The organism is Nonomuraea sp. C10, assembly GCF_008017515.1.
GTDB lineage: Bacteria > Actinomycetota > Actinomycetes > Streptosporangiales > Streptosporangiaceae > Nonomuraea > Nonomuraea ferruginea.
Genome location: NZ_VPFF01000001.1, coordinates 2,363,039 through 2,380,991 on the forward strand (window position 1 = coordinate 2,363,039; position 17,953 = coordinate 2,380,991).

Genomic DNA, 17,953 nt, shown 5'->3' on the forward strand with positions numbered 1-17,953 from the left:
GGTCAACAGCCGACGTCGGCCATGCCGATGCGGCTGCCCGTGGCCAGTGCCAAGGGCGCGTCGGTGTCGAAGGTGCTCACAAGAGCGCCGTGATGGACGTGCCTGGTGTCTCTCACCGCGGACAAGAGCGCCGCCTCGAACGAGCGCGCGTCCTGGAAACGGTCCTCCCGCTCCTTGGCGAGAGCCTTCGCGAGTACGGCGTCAAGTGCCGGCAGGGCGGTGCCGGCCTGCGCGGGCTGCTCGTAGACGTGTTGGTAGGCAACGGAGAAGGGGTTGTCTCCGACGAACGGTGGCCGCCCGGTCAGGAGTTCGTAGAGCACACAGCCTGCGGAGTAGAGGTCGCTGCGGGCGTCCACGGTTTCACCGCGCGCCTGCTCGGGAGAGAGGTACGAAGGAGTTCCGAGGACCACCTGGGCCTGGGTCAGGGTCGCGGCCGGATCGCCGGTGGCACGCGAAATTCCGAAGTCCACGACCTTGACCGCGCCCTCGGGCGTGATCATCACGTTGGCCGGCTTGATGTCGCGATGGGCGATGCCTGCTCGATGGCTGAAATCGAGCGCCGAGAGGATCCCGACCTGGTACTGAATCGTTTCGTTGAGCGTGAGCACGCGCATCCTGAGGAGATCCCGCAAGGACCGCCCCTCGACGTACTCCATGACGATGAAGGGAACCCGGACTTCGCCCGCCGAGCCACCTCCGACTTCCTCGTGCCCGGTGTCGTAGATGGAGACGATGGCGGGATGGCTGAGACCAGCCACCGTCATCGCCTCGCGCCCGAAGCGGGACCAGGACACGGGATCCCGCACGAGGTTCTTGCGGAGCATCTTGATGGCAACCGGACGGCCCAAGCGGATGTCGCGCCCGCGGTGGACGTGGGCCGTAGCACCCCGACCTATGACGTCACCCAGTTCGTACCGGCCGTCAATGACTCGACCCGCATTCATCAGTCCTTCTCCGCCGTCTGATAGTGATCGTGTCGCTGAGACCGGCTGAGCCCCTTCGGCGGACGTCAGGCTCATCGGCGCGGCTCCCAGCGGAAGAGCCGGACAGCCAGTGCCACGGCGACGAGAACCCAGACCATGGTGATCAGCAGCAGGGGCAGGGAGTCGGCGAGCGGGACGCCGCCGTTCCAGGCGTTGACGACCACTTCGGTGGCCGCGCCTCCGGGAAGCAGCCGCTTGAGCAGGGCGAGGTCCTCGGTGCCGGTGATTCCCACCCAGCTGGCCACCGCGATCACGGACAGGCTCACCGGAAGGGTGGTCACCTGGGCATGCTCTGGAGAGTTCGTGAGTCCTGCGGTGGCCAGAGCCAGGGCGACCAGCATGGCCGTCGTCGCCAGGATCGCGACCACGAGGAGCGGGATCTGAGCCGGTGCGGTGGCGACCACACCCAGCACGATCAGGATCGCGACCGCTTGGATGAGCGCGATAACGGTGACCGGCAGGACCAGCCCGGCGAGGATGGCCGCGTCGCCCGCGGCGGTGGCGCGCAGCCGCTTGAGAAAGAGGTTCTGCCGGCGCGAGGCCAGCGTGATCACCGCCCCGGTGTACAGCCCGAAGGCCAGCACGCTGAACATCACGACCGCCGCGATGTAGCCGAGGCTGCCGAGATCGGAGAACACCTCGTGCTGGTAGACGAAGTAGCCGCTGATGACGACCGGGATGACAAGGCCGGTGACCAGGACCAGCCGGTTCCGGAAGATCTGGATCATCTCACTGCGAGCGATCTCCAACATGCTGGCGGTTCCTCTCGTGGCGAAGTGCCGTGTGGTTTCAGCCGCGGCTGATGGCGCGGAAGACGTCGTCGAGGCGGGTCGGGCCGGCCTGCAGGTCTCGCAGCTCCACCCCGGTGTCATGCGCCCAACCCAGCAACCGGTAGAGGTCGTCCTGCAGACTGAAGGTCTCGATGTGGAAGGCCCCGTTGAGCGCACCCACGGTCGGCGGCTCAGGAGCGCCGGGTGGAAGCGCGAACCTGATCACCGACGGCAGGGACTGCGTCAGCTCCGCGACCGTGCCTTCCCGATGGAGCGTGCCCTCGTGCATGAGGCCGATGCGGTCGGCGCGCTGCTGGGCCTCCTCCAAGTAGTGAGTGGTGAGCACGATCGTGGACCCCTCTTCGCGCAGCCTGTCGACAGCGGCCCAGAGGGCGTCGCGGGACTGGATGTCCAGCCCGGTGGTGGGCTCGTCAAGGATGGCCAGCTCGGGCCCGCCGTACACGGCGGTGGCGAAGTCCAGGCGGCGCTTCTCGCCACCGGACAGCTGGGAGACCCTGGTGCTCGCCTTGCGGGTGAGGCCTGCGATGCCGAGCACCCGGTCCACGTCGTCGCGTCTCCCGCTCAGCGTGCCGATCAGGCCGACCGACTCCCGCACCGTCAGATCGGGGGAGAAGCCACTCTCCTGCAGCATGATGCCCATCCGCGGCCGCACCGCGCGCCGATCCTGCGGGCTCTCACCGAAGATCCGCACCGAGCCGGAGGCGGCCCGGCGGTGACCCTCGACCACCTCCAGGGTGGACGTCTTGCCGGCTCCGTTCGTGCCCAGCAACGCGTAGAACTCGCCGCGCCGCACGTGGAAGGACAGGTCACGGACGGCGGCGAAGTCGCCGTAGGTGACGTTCAGACGTTCGACGTCGATGACGGGAGTGGCGGGCATGGTGTTTCCTTTCGTGTCCACGAGCCGGTGGCGTCACGGGTCAGGCCCGTTCCCGGGCCGAGGAGGTCCGGCTGACCCCATGCCGGTTCGTGCCGTGTCACCAGACTCGCGCCGGACGCGGTGTCTTCGCCTCGGTGGAAGCCCCGATGTCTTTCGCCGGTCATCACGCCCACATCCCGAGCCCGGCCTGGCGGGCTGCGGTTCGCATAGGTAAGAATCACCTAATCCGGTACGTACTCGAAGGAGCGAAGCTGACGAACCTCTTGGGTCGGCGTGCGGAGCGCGAGGCGGTCGAACAACTGCTCAAGCAGGCACGGGCCGGGCGCAGCGGGACGCTCATGGTGCGCGGGGAAGCTGGCATCGGTAAGACGGCCTTGCTCGAGTACGCCCGCGAGACCGCGGCCCCCTCGGGCTTCCGGGTGGAGAGCTCGGTCGGAGCGGAGTCGGAGACGCAGTTCGTGTTCGCGGGTCTGCACCAGCTGTGCGCGCCGCTGCTGGGCCGCGCGGACGCGCTGCCCGACCCGCAGGAGGCCGCCCTGGGTGTGGCGTTCGGACTGAGAGCCGGTACCACGCCGGACCGCTTCCTGGTCGGGCTGGCCGTCCTCAACCTGCTGGCCGAGGTCGCCGAGGAGGGGCCTCTGCTGTGTCTCGTCGACGATGCGCAGTGGCTGGACGAAGCGTCCGCGCAGGTCCTGGCGTTCGTGGCACGGCGGGTGGAGGCCGAGCGGGTGGCGTTGGTGGTCGCGGTGCGCGACTCCGACGAGGGTGACGTCGAGCAGTTCTCCGGGTTGCCGGCACTCCGCCTGGACAGGCTCGGAGAGACCGACGCCCGCGTGTTGTTGACCGCCGGCGTACACACACCGCTGGATGACGCCGTACGCGAGCGGATCCTCGCCGAGGCACGAGGCAACCCGTTGGCGCTGCTGGAACTGCCCCGAGGCGCACACCCGGCGAAGTTGGCCGGAGGGTTCGAGCTGCCAGATGCGCTGAGCGTTCCCCGCCGCATCGAGGACAGCTTCCAACGCCGATCGGCCGGCCTGCCCGCCGAGGCGCGGCTGCTGCTGCTGGTCGCGGCGGCCGATCCGACCGGCGATACGGCGCTGCTGTGGCGCGCGGCCACCCACCTGGGCATCTCCCCTCAGGCGGCCCTACCCGCGGAGGCCGGCGGGTTGCTGGAGGTAGGCGCTCGGGTGCGGTTCCGTCATCCGCTGGTCCGCTCCGCGGTCTACCAGGCGGCCACAGCGCCGGATCAGCGTCGAGCCCACCGCGCGCTGGCCGACGCCACCGACCCACAGGTCGACCCTGACCGGCGCGCTTGGCACCGCGCGCAGGCCGTGCTGGGCACCGACGAGGAGGCCGCCGCCGAGCTGGAGCGCTCGGCCGGCCGGGTCCGTGCCCGCGGTGGGGTGGCCGCAGCAGCCGCGTTCTTGAAGCACGCGGCCGAGCTGACCCCCGATCCTGCCGCCCGTGCGACGCGGGCACTCGAAGCCGCGCACGCCAAGCACGACGCCGGCGCATCCGAGGCCGCCTTGGAACTACTGGCCGGCGCCGCGACCGGGCCATTAGACGCCCTGCAACACGCGCGGCTCGAGTTGTTGCGCGCCCAGATCGCGTTCCACCTGACGCGAGGCAGCGACATGCCGGGGATGCTGCTCGACGCCGCCAAGACACTCGCCCCACTGGACCCGACGCTGGCCCGCGAAACCTACCTGCACGCGCTTGATGCCGCGATCCACGCCGGTCACCTCGCCCGCGGCTGCGGGTTACCCGAGGCGGCCGAAGCCGCCCACGACGCGCCCTCACCACCGACGCCGCCGCAGCCGGTCGATCTGCTGCTGGACGGGCTGGCCACGAGGTTCACGCAAGGGTTTGAGGCGAGTGTTCCCACCCTGCAGCGGTCACTGGCGACACTTCTTGACCACGAATCCCGAGTTGACGACGACGACCGCCGCTGGCTGTGGCTGGCCTGCTATGTCGCGTCGATGCTGTGGGACGACGAGGCACTCTACGTACTGGCCGGCCGCGCGGTCCGGCTCGCCCGCGAGGCCGGCGCGCTGTCCACGCTGCCTGCCGCGCTCAACGCCGTCGCGTCGATACTCGTGCTCACCGGTGAGCTCGCCCGTGCCACCGAGCTGGCCGCCGAGGAGGCCGCGATCACGCAGGCAACCGGGGCCCCGCCGCTGCCGAACGCCCGGCTCATGCTAGCTGCCTGGCGTGGCCGACAGCCCGAGACGTTGGAACTGTACGCGGCCATGGTCAAGGAGGCGACGGAGCGGGGTGAGGGCACAACGGTCGACCTGGCCCATGCCACACTCGCAGTGCTGCACAACGGCCTGGGCAACTACGACGACGCTCTCGCCGCCGCGACACCGCCTTGCGAGCACGACGACTTGGCGTACAGCAGCCTGGCCCTTCCCGAGCTCGTCGAAGCGGCAGCCCGCGCCGGTGAGCCGGAGCGTGCGGCAGCCGCGCTGGAGCAGCTCAGCTCCCGGGCTCGCGCCAGTGGGACGGACTTCGCGCTGGGGCTGGCCGCGAGATCGCGTGCGCTGACCACTACTGGTCCTGCCGCCGAGGAGCACTACCGCGAGGCGATCGTACGGCTCACCAACTGCCGGTGGGCCGTCTTCCTCGCCCGCACCCACCTCGTCTACGGCGAGTGGCTGCGCCGCGAGGGCCGCCGCCAGGACGCCCGTGAACAGCTCCGCACCGCCCACCGGCTGCTTTCGGGCATGGGCATGGAGGCGTTCGCCGAGCGCGCCGCCCGCGAGCTGCGCGCCACCGGTGAGCATCCCCGCAAACGGACCGCCCAGCCCACCGACTCCCTCACCGCCCACGAGCTGCACATCGCACGGCTGGTGGCCACCGGGGCGACCTCCCGGGAGGTCGCTGCGCAACTGTTCCTCAGCCCACGCACGGTTGAAGCCCACCTCCGCAACATCTTCCGCAAGCTGGGTATCACCTCCCGCCGGCAGCTCAGAGAACTGCCGCTTCCCTGATCAGACAGGCAGACGGGCTTACCCGGCGGGCGTACGCCTATGGCCAGCCAGACCAGCGCGATGCCAGGCCCATGAATCGGCTCTCCTTCCTGGCGGGCAGGGCGGGGCGGGGGCGGTGACTGCCGCTGCCCTCGTCCTGCCTTCTGCGCCCGCCGCCGGGCCCGTCAGAGCCTGGCTGGGGTGGGCCGCGCAGGGCATGGGGTGGCGGCGAGTACGCCAACCTCCCCTGCACCGGGTCACGAGCGCCCGAAGGCGGCGAAGCCCGCTGGATAGCCGCCGCTCACCGCGCTACCTCCTGGGCAGCGCCGATTGTCGACGGGGGCTGCCCAGCGCCGGGTACAGCGCTGACCTGCCGACGCCGAACTCGCGGGCGATCTGTGTGACGGACTGGCCGCGCGCCCGGTGGGCCCGGGCGGCGGCGAGGCCGGGCTACCCGACGGATTCTTCACTATTCCCGGCCCCTTCCTGCGCTACCTCACTATCGACGGCCTCGACCGCGTAACCGACCAGCGCAAGCTCATCCGGCTCCGGGGCCGGATCCACGCCGCGGCTCGGGTCGCCGCCGAAGGATGCCACACCACCTACTACGCCACCGACTCAGCCCTCACCATCGGCATCCAGGGCCTCGACGCCCAAGAACGCATCAACCAACTCCGCAATGCGCTTCCAAGCTCATCACCAAACATGGCTGGACTACCCGGGACGAGCCCCGCTGACCAGCGCCTCATTGCTCAGCGGAATGTCCGGCCGGATACGACAGGACCCCGTTCTGATACCTGAATCCTATATACCCCACTGGTATAGTGGGTTTATGCTCCTACCTTCGGTCATCATCGTCGGGGGCGGCGCGAGCGGCGCCCTGACCGCGATCCACCTGCTAAGACTCGCCCGCGCCACCGGCACCCCGGTGGCGGTCACGCTGATCGACCAAGGCGGCCGGCACGCGCTCGGCCAGGCCTATTCCACCACCGACCCGCACCACCTGCTCAACACCCGCGTCGAGCGGATGAGCGCCCTCGACGACGAACCGGATCACCTGCTGGCCTGGGCGCGCACCACGGGCGTGCACGCCTACGACTACCTGCCACGCGCGATCTACGGCCGCTACCTGCGCGAGGTGCTGGCCGCCGCCGAAGATCTACCCACGCGCCCGCTTCACCGCGTCACCGCCGCGGCCGTCGCTCTGGACGCCGACCACGCGGTACGGCTGGCCGACGGCCGCCGCATGGCCGCCGACGCGGTCGTTCTGGCCCTCGGCAACGGCAGCCCCGCCCCGCTGCCGGGCGTGGCCGCGCACCCCCGTCACATCGCCGACCCATGGGCGCCGGGCGCCCTGACCGGCATCGACGACGGCGCACCCGTGCTGGTCCTCGGCACCGGCCTGACGATGGTGGACGTGGCCCTCACCGTGACCCGGACACCGTGGTGTACGCGCTGTCCCGGCGCGCCCTCCTCCCTCGCCCGCACCTGGTACGCCCGGCCCTGCCCCTCCCGGTGACCATCCCCGACGGCCCGCTGCGCGTCACGGACCTGCTGGCCGCCACCCGAAAGGCCGTACGGGCGAGCGGCGACTGGCAGGGCGTGCTGGAAGGGCTGCGACCGCACGTCCAGGAGTTGTGGCAGCGGCTCGGGCCGGACGAGCGGCGGTTGTTCCTGCGCAGGGTGGCCCGCTACTGGGAGATCCACCGGCACCGCATCCCGCCCCACTCGGCGACCGCCATCGACGACCTGCGCGCCGGCGGACGGCTGCGGCTGCTGCGCGGCAGCCTGCTCACCGCCGAGCCCGCCACGGACGGGCTGCGCATCCGCGCCGACCTGGACGGAGCCATGACCGGCCTCGACGTCGGCTGGCTGGTCAACGCCACCGGGCCGGGTATCGATGTCACCGCCAGCCCTTTCCTCGCGAGCCTCATCGCCACCGGAGTCGCCCGGCAGGACTCGACCGTGACCGCCGGCGGCAGTGCGAAGTAGAGCGTGAGGCGACCACGACGGCACGCCAGCAGACGGCGCAAGTCGCCGTCGTCGGTGACGTCCGCGGCCACGTAGCACGCGTTGCGGACGACGGCGTCGGCGGCCGGTCCTCTCGCCTCGCCCGTCGAGAACGTCCCGGCGACGACCGCCCGCCACTCCTCGTCGCTCCCTTCGCCCTTGTCGCTGCCTACAAGGAGAGGTCGGCGAGCGAAGACGCGACAACCAAGCCGCCCAGGCCCGGCAGGAGCAGCCGTGCTGTCAGGTCGCCCCGCGCGCCGAGGACGACCAGCGTCTGGGTCCGCTCATCCGGCGGATCCTCGAACGGCCGCATGCCAAACATGACGCCGCCCCTGGCGGCATGGGTGGACTGCGGCGGCCATGGTGTTCATGCGCCGCCGCGGCGCGGTTTCGTCCCAGACGAACGACGGCACATCACCCGTCGGCAGGTCCGGCCCGCGGAGACCGCCCCGCGCATCGGACCGGACCACCCCCTCACTGTGGTGCGTAAGCGACCCGGTGACGTGCTCGACTCTCACCGTTCGAATCTCGTTCGGACGCGGGCACGGCCCGCTGCCGCCCCGGCACCGGATGGGCATGGCTGAGTGGCATGATGCGAAAGTGAGCGCGCAGCGGTTGCCCACACGGTGATGCATGGCTCGGCAGCCGGCTTGTCGTCCGTCGGCTGCCAAGCGGCTCCGGACGTGTGGCCGCCGCTCCTGGAGAGAGCGCCGGTATCACACCGGCGTGGCTGGTAGCGGCTTGATCCCTTTTCAACCGCGCCGCCCCGTACCTCCCTCCCACCTCGGCGGTGATCGCGCATCGCGGGCTCGAACCGCCGGTAGGCGATCTGACGGCCGTGATCGCCTTGCTGACCCATCAGTTCGGCGATCGCGATACCCGTCAGCGGGCTCCGGAACGCGCGCTGGAGCTCGCGACCGCGGCCGACGTCATCGCGTTCGCCGGCGTCGATGTCGCCGATGCGATCGGGCCTTCCGCACGGGAGCGCTGGACCAGCGTGTCTCGCCCGGCACACCGCCGCCCGGCCGGTCTCTGGGCTGGTCCAGACGGCTCCGGGGTAGAACTCGCCGGAAGCCCACCCGGCGTGGAGCATCCTGACGACGAGTGCTGGATCGGGACGTCGCTGGCCGGGAACATGGCACCCCTCCATCCGACCTGACAAGCTGGCAGACGAGGGGATCCTGACCCGGATACCCGGTTTCGCCCTGTCACTGACGAACCCGTCACGAAGCACATACGGGGCCCCCGGTCAGCCGGACTTATCTTGGTTGACGAGCGAAATGGCTGGTCAGATGCTTTCAGGCGTGTCAGGCACGTAAGGCAGGAGTCAGGCGTGGCGGGCCATCTTGACGGCTGAGATCAGCGAGACGATGGCCGGGGAGGGATGAGGACCAGGGCCGGGTGACGCCAAGCAGCCGGCGGCCGTCTCTGGTCAAGCCGCGGGCCGCAGGTACTGCCGAGCCCATTCCTCGAAGCTGGTGAGCGAGAGACCGAGGTCCCTGGCGTACTGCGGGCGGGCCGGCTGGCCGGCTATGTTCATCCACTCGTGTGAGGCGCCCATCGCCGGCATTCCGACGGCTAGTGCCTGCTCCTCGGTCATGTCCGGCGCGGACAGGTGCGTGCCCAGCGCGCGGGAGAGAACCTCGGCGATCTCCGTCATCGACAGGTAGTCACTCGCCAGCTCCAGCTCGACCCCGTGGAACCGCTCGGGCTCGGCGATGGCTGCGGCGGCTGCCCTGCCGATATCGTCCACCGCGGCGAGGGAGAGCCGAGTGTCCGGCTTCACGACGCTCACCAGACCGCCTTCAACGCCCCGCGGGAACAGGAAAGCCATGGACGGCAGGAAGTTCTCCATGAAGAAGCCCGGCTTGAGGATCGTCCAGCGGGAGAAGCCGGCCGCGCGAACCCGGTCCTGGATCGTGCTCTTGGCTCCCAGGCTGGCGTCCAGGGAGCCCCACTGGCCTGCGATCCAGCCAGGAGCCTCGGTGTGCTGACCGGCGCCGCTGGTGGACGTGTGTACGAACTGCGGCACTCCCGCAGCTTGCGCGCCCTGGATGAGGTTGACGGCCTGGGCCACCTCTCCGTCGAAATCGAAACCTTCGGCAGCCAGGGCGGGCATCTGAACAGAGAAGACGGCGCGGACACCCGTGGCGGCCCGCACCACCGCATCGCGATCGTGGAGGTCACCGGTGACCAGATCGGCGCCCAGCGCCTCGACGGCCTTGGCTCGCTCGGTGTCGGGGTAACGCACCAGAGCGCGTACGGGAACGCCTGCAGCGAGCAGGGCGCGGGCGGTGGCGCCGCCCTGCCTGCCGGTGGCGCCGGTGACCAGGACAGGTGCGGAATCTGCAGGCATAGTGCTCCCCAGGGCCATAAACGGCGGGGGTCGCCGTTTTCTGTGCGATACGATATGGCGGGCCCCGCCATTTAGCAACTCTGGAGATGACGCCCATGCCCGACCGACAGCGCGCGGACGCCCGGCGCAACTACGCGCGCATCCTCGCCGTGGCCGAGGAGGAGGTCGCCGCGTACGGGGCCGGCGCCTCCCTGGAACAGATCGCGCGCATCGCGGGGGTCGGCTCGGCCACCGTGCGCCGCCACTTCCCGACCCGCCGGGCGCTGCTGGAGGCGGTCTCCCATCAACGCATCGAGGCCCTGGCCACCCGCGCCCGTGAGCTAACAGGCAAAGGTGACAGCCGTGACGCGCTCCTGGAATGGCTCAGTGACGTCGTCGCCTACTGCGTCGCGGCCCGCGGGCTGGCGGCAGCACTGGCCTACGACGGGGCCGAGCCCGACCCCGTACACGAGAACACCTGCTCGGCGAGGATGACAGAGGCGGGGAATCCCTTGCTGCAGCGCGCCGTGCAGGACGGGACGGTGGCGGAAGGCGTCACCGTCGCCGACCTGATCGCGCTGATCGTCGGCATCGTCCTCGCGACGGAGCACCACACTGACCCGGCGGCCCGTGCGGACCGGCTGTTCCGGCTGGCCGTGGCGGGCCTGAGCCCGCGGGGCTGAGAAGCCTGCTCGAAAAGACCGTCCCTCGTCCTGCCTGCTTGATACGAGCCGTCAGGCGGCGAAGCGGCGGCGGGCGAACTCGAGACGCCTCTGAACCGTCCCGTGAACGACCGTTTCCGGGACGGCCCGTTTCGGGGACGGGGCACCGCGTCGGCGGACCCGGGCGAGGCGGCCGCTGCCGTGCTGGCGCTGGCCCTGGCGGCGGTGGTCAGGCGGGTTGTCGTCGCCATCGGGCTGACCGTCGCGCTGGTCGTCGTGCCCTACCTGCTGGCGACCTGGGGTTCGGCGCCCTGGCTGCTGATGGTCACCCCGGCCGCCGGGTTCGCGATCACGCAGAGCGTCCCCACGTTCGCGCATGTGGACGTGGACCTGTCGCCGATCAGCGGCTACCACCCGCTTCCGCCATGGGCGGGTCTGGCGGTGACTTGCGGATACGCCGTTCTCGCCCTCGGCGCGGCGGCGCACCGCCCCCTCGGGAAGGCCGGAGGCGTCCGGCCACGGCACCATGACACGAGGCTGGATCGTCGATGATGCGCCCCTGTGCCTCCGCGCCCGGTTGGGCGTGTGGCACGCTCTCGCGTCCAAGGTCAGAGCAGCCTGTGCCGAGGAGGCCGCCCGTGCGGTGGTGTGTCCGCACGCCACCACCCGCCGAGCGTGCACCTGTCCTGCTGGGCACGGTCGACGCGCTCGACATCGATAGGACAGCTCGGTCGGGTGCCTGCGCGAGGACGATCTCGCCGGGTCGCCGCCGGGGACTTGTCGTCATAGCCAGCGCCGTCGTTTGTGGAACTCACGCTATCTGTCGGCGATCGACGACCAGTTACGCGCCGAGGGCGTGCTGCTGTCGTGGATGAGGACGGCGTCTCAAGCGTGAACCGTTCGCATCGCCGACGCCCGCGGGCAAGGACCTCACCACGAATGTGTGCCGTCCTCCGGCTGTCACGCACGTGCGGAAGCACGAGAACGTTAGGAGGTTCGGAACAGCGCGACGGCTCGGGTACCGATTTTGAAGGACGCCTGGGGCCGCGGCCCGCGGTCCATGGGAACCTTGCGGCCCCGCACCGTCACCGCGATCACGCTGCCGTGCGGGAGCACGGCCGATAGAGCTTCGACCATGCCGCTGACCCCTGCCGCCGCGCTGGGACCGCGCCAATGGGTCTGTTCGCCGTAGGGGACGTCGGTCATCACGATGTCGGGTGCGTGCTGGCCGAGTGTCCGCTGGAGCTGGGCAGGGTCGAACACGTCGGCTTGGCGCACCGCGTGCGGCACGTCCCCTCCGGCGGCGTCGAGTTCGGCGGCGAGACGGCAGGCGGCACGCGCGGCCGAGTCGTAGGCCGGTTTGCCGAAGCGGGCAGCGCGGGCCTTGAGATCGGCGGCGCGAGCCGCCAGACCGGCCTGGCTCAGCAGGGCGAGATTGCGTTCGGCCAGGTTCCGTGCTTCAGGATCGAGGTCGCAGGCCAGCACCGCAGCGATCTGGCGCCGGTGCAGCAACGCCAGCACGGTCAGCAGGTAACCGCTGCCGCAGCACGGGTCCCAGAGCACGGCGGGCTGGTCGCCGCCGCGCAGAGCCAGCGCCCGCTGGAAGATCTCGCTGGCCAGCCGGACGGGGAACGCGGGATAGCCCGGGGCTGAATGCAGCACCGCGCCGCTGGCCAGGTCCTCATGGCTGGTCCGGGCAATCGCGTGACGGTAGGTCATGCTGTGGGGCCGCGACGCTCACGGGCGGCCTCGTACGACACCACGGTCGCCGCGCTGGCGACGTTCAGGGAGCTGGCTGAACAGGCCATCGGGATGCGCGTTATCGTGCCGCACGCTTGTCGCCATCCCGCGCTCAGTCCGTTGGTCTCGTCGCCGATGACCAGCAGGGTGAGGTTGGTCAGGCCCGGCTCGGCGACGTCGCAGGTGCCGTTCTCGTCAGTGCCTACCACCGTCGGCGGCTGCCTCTGGGCGCGCAGCCGCTCCGCCCATGCCAGTACTTGCCGGGAGGGGGACCGCACCAGCGGCAGCGTCAGCAGCGACCCGGGCAAGGCTCGCACCGATCGGGGATCGTAGGGGTCGGCGGTGTGCCCGGTGACGATCAGGCCTCCGCCGCCGAAAGCGTCCAGTGAGCGCGCCATCGTCCAGATGTTTGCGGGGTTGCTCGGCTGGTCGAACACCGCGCACAGGAAGGACGGGCCCACCTGGATGCGGGACAGCTCAGCGTCCCCCGGGCTGGCCACCACCAGTTCGGGTGTGTCCTCGTCTTTGCCGCCCAGCTCACCCAGCAGGCCGGGGGCCACGGCCACCCGCTCGCCGCCGGCCGTCTGCAGCATCTGCTCGGCCCAGTTCGACAGCGGCCGCTCGGCGTGGCCGATCAGCGCTCGCACCGGCCAGCCGAACTCCACCACCAGGCTGATCGGGCGCACTGCCTGGACCACGAACTGCCCGGCCCGCTGCCGCATGGCCCGATAGCTCAGCAGCGCCCGCCACTGCGGGAACCGCGCGTTCGCACGCGTGATGCGCACGCTCCCCGATGCCGAACGCCCTCGATTCCCCACGAACGACAGAATAAGGTGATTTTCCCCCACGCTTACTGTGCCTCCCCGCATCCAGGCGGTGGCGCCAGGTTCGCTGAGCCGAGAGATCAGGCTGTCTCTCCGTTCGCAGAGCTCGAGCCTGTACACGCGGTTCCGGCGCTGGGCCAGGGACGGCACGTTCCCCGCGATGCCGCATGCGGTGCAGGCCATGCGCGAGCAGCGGCTGACCGCCGATCGCGATCTGGGCCAGGAGCAGGACGACGTCGCCGGGGACCAGCAGGCCAGCGCCGCCGGCGATCGGCTGGCCAGCGGCCGGGACCGGAGCCGGGCGGCGCTGGACCGGCTGGAGGCGAGCACCGACCGGCAGATCGCCTCCGGATGGCGCACCCGCAAACGCATCACGTTCGACCAGAACCGGGCTGCCGGGTCATGCCGCCGCCAGCAGGCCGTGACGACGTACGCCTGGTCCAGGGTTTGTGCGGCGGAGGCGGTGCGACTTCGGGTGGTTGTCCCACCGTCGCGTGTTTTTCCTGGTCAGCCGTCTGGTCATCATGGTCACGGTGGCCCAGTTCAGGTGTGCCTCGCTGTGCTGGGGTTTGCGTTCGTATTATTTCGCTGCCGGCGATCGCGGTCGCGCCGAGGCCACCTCAAGGGGCAGGGGCCGACGGAAGAGGGCCCAGATCGCGGATGACCCCGGCCAGGGCCCGGACGGGCTCGCTCTCAGCCTCGCTCCGCCACACCAGCGCGTACGACAGCGGCTCCATATCGGTGACCGACAGGTAGGCGATGTCCGGCCGTACCCAGTAGCGGGTGACGTGGGCGGGGAAGAGCACGACAAGCCCGTCCATGCTGGCGAGGGTCATGGCCTCTTCCGCGTCCCGCACCACGGGACCGCGCTCGATCTGACGGCCTCGCCGGGTAAGGCGCGGGGCGTAGGCGTCGTACCAGTAGCCTGGCCCGGTGTCGGCGTGCGGGTGCTGGAAGTCGGAGACCATCTCCAGCGAGACCGACGCGCGCGAGGCGAGCTGGTGGTCGGTGGCGACGGCGAGCACGCGCTGCTCGGCGAACACGACCGGCCCCACGGTGAGGTCGGGTTCGTCGACGGGGAGCCAGCTCACCAGGACGTCGATGTCTCCGCGCCGCAGCGCGGGAAAGGCTTCGCCCACCTGTGCTTTGTGGACGCGCAGCTTCCACAGCGGGTGGCGCAGGCGGAAGACGTCCCAGTAGGGGCGAAGGTCGTGGGCGTTGAGCGGGAGCATGCCGACCCGCAGGATGCCGGTGATGCCCTGGCCGGCGAGCTGGGCGCGTTCCATGCTGTCCCTCAGCCCGGCATACAGCGGCCGGAGGTCGTCCCGGAGCTGCCGCCCGACCTGTGTCAGCCGGACCGTGCGGTTGTTGCGCTCGAACAGCGGAGCGCCGACCTGCCGTTCCTGCTTCTGGATCGTCTGGGTGACGCGAGCGGGTGACAGGCACAGCCGGGTGGCGGTGCGGCCGAAGTGCAGTTCCTCGGCCAGGGTCAGGAAGATCTCGATGTCCCGCAGTTCCACGCCTGACCTGCTCCGTTCACTCCCGCTGAAGGTGATCTTTCGGGGTTCGTCGTTGTTTCGGGTGTTCACCGTACTTGATCCTCGATGCGTACGATTCGCCTGGTCGAGGGAGCACGTGGATGGACGTCCTGGTTTGCGGTGCCGGCGTCGCCGGGGCCGCACTGGCGTACTGGGTGCTCCACCACGGGTTCACCCCGACCGTGGTGGAGCGCGCCCCGCGGGTGCGCGCGGGCGGGTGTGCGGCGGGCCTGCGCGGCGAGGCGCTGGACGTGCTGGACCGGATGGCTCTGCTGGAGCGGGCCGAAGCGCTGGACCTGCGGCTGGGTGATGCGGCGATGGCGCCCGAGTACGCCGCGCTGCCCGTGGCGGTCCGTGCGGGCGACCTGGGGATCCTCAGGGACGACCTGGTGGCCGGCGCTGACGGGCTGTATTCGGGGGACCCGCTCGCTGGTCTTCGGGCCGCCCGAGCGCTTTGTCCGGCACCTGGGCCTCTGCACGGCGGTCTTCGGCCTGCCCGGCCATTGCGGCGCCGAAGACGGCGGCCGGGTCCACCGCGTACCGGGCAAGGCGACCGCGGTGCTCGGCACCCGCGACGGCGCCCGAGCCCGGGCGGCGCTGCGCTTCGCCTCCGGGCCGCTGGCCTACGACCGCGATGACGCCGGGCAGCACAAGCGCATCGTGGCCGGGCGGTTCGCCGACGAAGGCCGGCTGGTCCGGCGCCTGCTGGAGGAGATGCGGGGGGCGAAGGACCTCTTCTTCGAGGCGAACGCCCAGGTGGAGATGCACCGCTGGTTCCCGGGCCGGGTGGTGCTGCTCGGGGACGCCGGGCACCGTGCGGCGCCGGCGTCGGGTCGCGGCGCCTCCCAGGCGTTGATCGGCGCCTACATCCTGGCCGGTGAGCTGGCCGCCGGCGGCGGCCACGCGCGGGCGTTCGCCGCCTACGAGCGGGAGACGCGCGGCTTCGTCGCCGAGCACCAGCACCTGGGGCGCGAAGGCGCCGACCAGTTCTTCCTGGGCGCGCCTCCGCAGGAAGGGCTCGATCGCACGACGGCGGCACGGCCCGATGTCAGGCCCATTCGCGAGGGTGAACGCACGAACGCCGGTCGGAACGGAACCGGCGGACCAATCATGACGACAAGGAGACAAGGATCATGGCAATCGGCGGAAACGGCTTTTCTGAGCAAGGGCTGCGCAGGCTGCGTGAGGTGCTGGCACGGCATGTCGACTCGGGGAAGATCCCCGGCCTGGTGGCCCTGGTCAGCCGCGGCGGCCAGACCCACGTGGAGACGCTGGGCACGATGCGGCACGGCGGCGGCGCGCCGATGCGCCGCGACACGATCTTCCGGATGGCCTCCACCTCCAAGCCGGTCTCGATCGCGGCGGCGATGGTGCTGCTGGACGAGTGCCGGCTGCGGCTGGACGACGTGGTCGACCCGTGGCTGCCCGAGCTGTCCGGCCGGCAGGTGCTCAAGAGCATCGACGCCGAGCTGGACGCCATCGTGCCGGCCCGCCGCCCGATCACCGTCCGCGACGTGCTGACCTCCACCTTCGGCCTGGGCATGGACATGACCGCGCTGGGCACCCCGATCCTGAACGCCATCTTCGAGCGAGGGCTGACCCCGAACCTGCCGACCGAGGTTCCGGAACAGGACGAGTGGATGCGCCGCCTGGGCGAGCTGCCCCTGATGCACCAGCCCGGCGAGCAGTGGCAGTACCAGATCAGCAGCGACCTGGTCGGCGTGCTGGTGTCCCGGGTGACCGGCCAGAGCTTCGAGGACTTCCTGCGCGAGCGCATCTTCGAGCCCCTGGGCATGAAGGACACAGGCTTCCACGTGCCCGCCGGCCAGATCGACCGGCTGCCCACCCTGTACGCCCCCGACCCCGTCACGGGCGAGTTCCTCGCGTGGGACGAACCCGAGGGCGGCAGGTGGAGCAAGCCCCCGGCGTTCCAGGGCGGCGGTGGCGGCCTGGTCTCCACCGCCGACGACTACCACGCCTACTTCCGGATGCTGCTCAACGGTGGGGTTCACGAGGGCCGGCGGATCCTGTCGCGGCCGGCGGTGGAGCTGATGACCACCAACCGGCTCACCCCGGAGCAGAACGCCGCCCGTACCGCGCTGGCCCGCAACGCCGTGCACATCTCCTTCGGCCAGGGCCAGCAGGGCGGCTGGGGCCTGGGCATGGCGGTGCGCACCTACCGCGGCGACTACGCCCCGATCGGCCAGTTCGGCTGGGACGGCGGCAGCGGCACCTCCGCCTACGCCGACCCGGCCAACCAGCTCACCGGCATCCTGCTCTGCCAGCTCGGCTACAGCGTGCCCGACCCCGCCCACCTGATGAGCGACTTCTGGACCACCGTCTACCAGGCTCTCGAAGACTGATGCAAGGAGTGAGTGTCATGCGTGTCTGGTTCATCACGGGCGCGTCCAGAGGGCTGGGCAGGGCGTTCGCGGAGGCCGCGCTGAGCAGGGGAGATCGCGTCGTGGCCGCGGCCCGCGACATGGCGCCGCTGGAGGGCCTGCGGGCCCGCCATCCCGACACCCTGGCGTGCGTTCCGCTCGACGTCTCCAACCGCGCCGCGGTGCGCGAGGGTGTGGATCGGGCGGTGGCCGCGTTCGGCAGGCTCGACATCGTGGTCAACAACGCCGGCGCGATGTTGTACGGCATGGTTGAAGAGGCCACGGAGACCCAGATCCGAGCCCACTTCGACGTCAACGTCCTCGGGCAGATCTGGGTCATCCAGGCCGTGCTGCCCCACCTGCGCGCCCAGGGCTCGGGCCACATCCTCCTGGTGACGACGATGGGCACGGGCGGCGGGATGGCCTCGGCCGGCCTGTACGCGGCCGGCAAATCGGCCATCGACTCCCTCGGCCAGGCGCTGGCCATGGAGGTCGAACCCTTCGGCGTCAAGGTCACCATCGTCCAGCCGGGCGGCTACGACACCGGCCTGTTCACGATCGGCACGACGGCCACCATGCCCGACCCGGCGTACGACCCGCTGCGGGCGAAGCTGACCGAGATGTGGGGCGACGAAGCGGGTTCCGACCCGAGCACGGCCGCGCCGGTCGTCATGCGGCTCGTGGACCTGCCCGACCCGCCCCTGCGGCTGATCGTCGGCAGCCGGTCCTTCGATCTGGTTCAGCAGATGAACCAGGCCAGGGCCGAAGAGTACCGCGCCTGGGAACACCTCAGCCGCCTGGCACCCGGCTGACAGCTCCGTCCCGATTCGCGCGTTC

The 17,953-nt window shown here is 70.7% G+C and carries 18 protein-coding genes and 1 pseudogene; 9 read left to right on the plus strand and 10 right to left on the minus strand.

The genetic code is table 11. The features are described 5' to 3' along the window. Positions 1-2: 2 nt before the first annotated feature. Genes FR742_RS10655 through FR742_RS10665 form a run of 3 tightly spaced genes read right to left on the minus strand, consistent with a single transcriptional unit; the run spans position 3 to position 2,651 of the window. A complete protein-coding gene (locus tag FR742_RS10655) occupies positions 3-1,019 on the minus strand; it encodes a protein kinase domain-containing protein (protein WP_315970607.1) in 1,017 nt (338 codons plus the stop codon). Continuing rightward, complete coding sequence (locus FR742_RS10660) at positions 1,016-1,735, minus strand: ABC transporter permease (protein WP_148030801.1); 720 nt, start codon at positions 1,733-1,735, stop codon at positions 1,016-1,018. The genes FR742_RS10655 and FR742_RS10660 overlap by 4 nt, the downstream gene beginning before the upstream one ends. Before the next feature lie 37 nt (positions 1,736-1,772). Then, complete coding sequence (locus FR742_RS10665) at positions 1,773-2,651, minus strand: ABC transporter ATP-binding protein (protein ID WP_148030802.1); 879 nt, start codon at positions 2,649-2,651, stop codon at positions 1,773-1,775. 146 nt (positions 2,652-2,797) lie between these two features. On the opposite strand from FR742_RS10665, the gene FR742_RS10670 reads away from it, so the two are divergent. Then, positions 2,798-5,647: an AAA family ATPase gene (locus FR742_RS10670; RefSeq protein WP_148030803.1), complete on the plus strand. Its 2,850-nt coding sequence runs from the start codon at positions 2,798-2,800 to the stop codon at positions 5,645-5,647. A gap of 288 nt (positions 5,648-5,935) precedes the next feature. Here the strand turns inward: FR742_RS10670 and FR742_RS46515 are convergent. Further along, positions 5,936-6,043: pseudogene (locus tag FR742_RS46515) on the minus strand (helix-turn-helix domain-containing protein); the annotation flags it as partial. Positions 6,044-6,458: 415 nt separating this feature from the next. Here FR742_RS46515 and FR742_RS10680 point away from each other — a divergent pair. Both FR742_RS10680 and FR742_RS44460 read left to right on the plus strand, forming a co-directional pair. Next, positions 6,459-7,145, plus strand: a complete 687-nt coding sequence (locus FR742_RS10680) for an FAD/NAD(P)-binding protein (RefSeq protein ID WP_187281080.1) — start codon at positions 6,459-6,461, stop codon at positions 7,143-7,145. Further along, complete coding sequence (locus tag FR742_RS44460; protein ID WP_187281459.1) at positions 7,142-7,618, plus strand: hypothetical protein; 477 nt, start codon at positions 7,142-7,144, stop codon at positions 7,616-7,618. Before FR742_RS10680 ends, FR742_RS44460 begins: the two co-directional genes overlap by 4 nt. A 187-nt stretch (positions 7,619-7,805) precedes the next feature. On the opposite strand, the gene FR742_RS45120 is transcribed toward FR742_RS44460, so the two are convergent. Next, positions 7,806-7,949 (minus strand): hypothetical protein, encoded by a 144-nt coding sequence (locus tag FR742_RS45120; protein ID WP_222708887.1) that lies wholly within the window; start codon positions 7,947-7,949, stop codon positions 7,806-7,808. 477 nt (positions 7,950-8,426) lie between these two features. Here FR742_RS45120 and FR742_RS10690 point away from each other — a divergent pair, with 477 nt between their 5' ends. Beyond that, complete coding sequence (locus tag FR742_RS10690; RefSeq protein WP_148030805.1) at positions 8,427-8,795, plus strand: hypothetical protein; 369 nt, start codon at positions 8,427-8,429, stop codon at positions 8,793-8,795. A 273-nt stretch (positions 8,796-9,068) separates the two neighbouring features. Here FR742_RS10690 and FR742_RS10695 read toward each other — a convergent pair whose 3' ends face one another. Further along, positions 9,069-10,010, minus strand: a complete 942-nt coding sequence (locus FR742_RS10695; protein ID WP_315970608.1) for an NmrA family NAD(P)-binding protein — start codon at positions 10,008-10,010, stop codon at positions 9,069-9,071. 77 nt (positions 10,011-10,087) lie between these two features. Between FR742_RS10695 and FR742_RS10700 the strand changes: the two genes are divergently transcribed. Continuing rightward, the gene (locus FR742_RS10700) at positions 10,088-10,654 is read left to right on the plus strand and encodes a TetR/AcrR family transcriptional regulator (RefSeq protein ID WP_148030807.1); all 567 of its coding nucleotides are present in this window, start codon (positions 10,088-10,090) and stop codon (positions 10,652-10,654) included. A gap of 102 nt (positions 10,655-10,756) precedes the next feature. Next, positions 10,757-11,185, plus strand: coding sequence for a hypothetical protein (locus FR742_RS10705; protein ID WP_187281081.1), 429 nt, complete (start codon positions 10,757-10,759; stop codon positions 11,183-11,185). A 435-nt stretch (positions 11,186-11,620) separates the two neighbouring features. Here the strand turns inward: FR742_RS10705 and FR742_RS10710 are convergent, their stop codons facing one another. Both FR742_RS10710 and FR742_RS10715 read right to left on the minus strand, forming a co-directional pair. Continuing rightward, positions 11,621-12,352: an rRNA methyltransferase gene (locus tag FR742_RS10710; RefSeq protein ID WP_148030808.1), complete on the minus strand. Its 732-nt coding sequence runs from the start codon at positions 12,350-12,352 to the stop codon at positions 11,621-11,623. Then, positions 12,349-13,158: a TrmH family RNA methyltransferase gene (locus FR742_RS10715; protein WP_261808469.1), complete on the minus strand. Its 810-nt coding sequence runs from the start codon at positions 13,156-13,158 to the stop codon at positions 12,349-12,351. The genes FR742_RS10710 and FR742_RS10715 overlap by 4 nt, the downstream gene beginning before the upstream one ends. Before the next feature lie 199 nt (positions 13,159-13,357). On the opposite strand from FR742_RS10715, the gene FR742_RS10720 reads away from it, so the two are divergent. Then, positions 13,358-13,861 carry a hypothetical protein gene (locus tag FR742_RS10720; protein WP_187281082.1) on the plus strand — a complete coding sequence of 168 codons (504 nt, stop codon included), beginning with the start codon at positions 13,358-13,360 and terminating at the stop codon, positions 13,859-13,861. Here the strand turns inward: FR742_RS10720 and FR742_RS10725 are convergent. Together FR742_RS10725 and FR742_RS44465 are read right to left on the minus strand one after the other, a co-directional pair. After that, positions 13,818-14,717 (minus strand): LysR family transcriptional regulator, encoded by a 900-nt coding sequence (locus FR742_RS10725; RefSeq protein WP_148030810.1) that lies wholly within the window; start codon positions 14,715-14,717, stop codon positions 13,818-13,820. The two genes, FR742_RS10720 and FR742_RS10725, sit on opposite strands and share 44 nt — an antisense overlap. A gap of 393 nt (positions 14,718-15,110) precedes the next feature. Beyond that, positions 15,111-15,698, minus strand: a complete 588-nt coding sequence (locus FR742_RS44465) for a hypothetical protein (protein WP_187281083.1) — start codon at positions 15,696-15,698, stop codon at positions 15,111-15,113. Between the two features lie 170 nt (positions 15,699-15,868). Between FR742_RS44465 and FR742_RS10735 the strand changes: the two genes are divergently transcribed. Together FR742_RS10735 and FR742_RS10740 are read left to right on the plus strand one after the other, a co-directional pair. Continuing rightward, complete coding sequence (locus FR742_RS10735) at positions 15,869-17,098, plus strand: serine hydrolase (RefSeq protein WP_148030812.1); 1,230 nt, start codon at positions 15,869-15,871, stop codon at positions 17,096-17,098. 17 nt (positions 17,099-17,115) lie between these two features. Then, positions 17,116-17,928 (plus strand): SDR family NAD(P)-dependent oxidoreductase, encoded by an 813-nt coding sequence (locus tag FR742_RS10740; RefSeq protein WP_148030813.1) that lies wholly within the window; start codon positions 17,116-17,118, stop codon positions 17,926-17,928. The last annotated feature ends 25 nt before the right edge of the window (positions 17,929-17,953 follow it).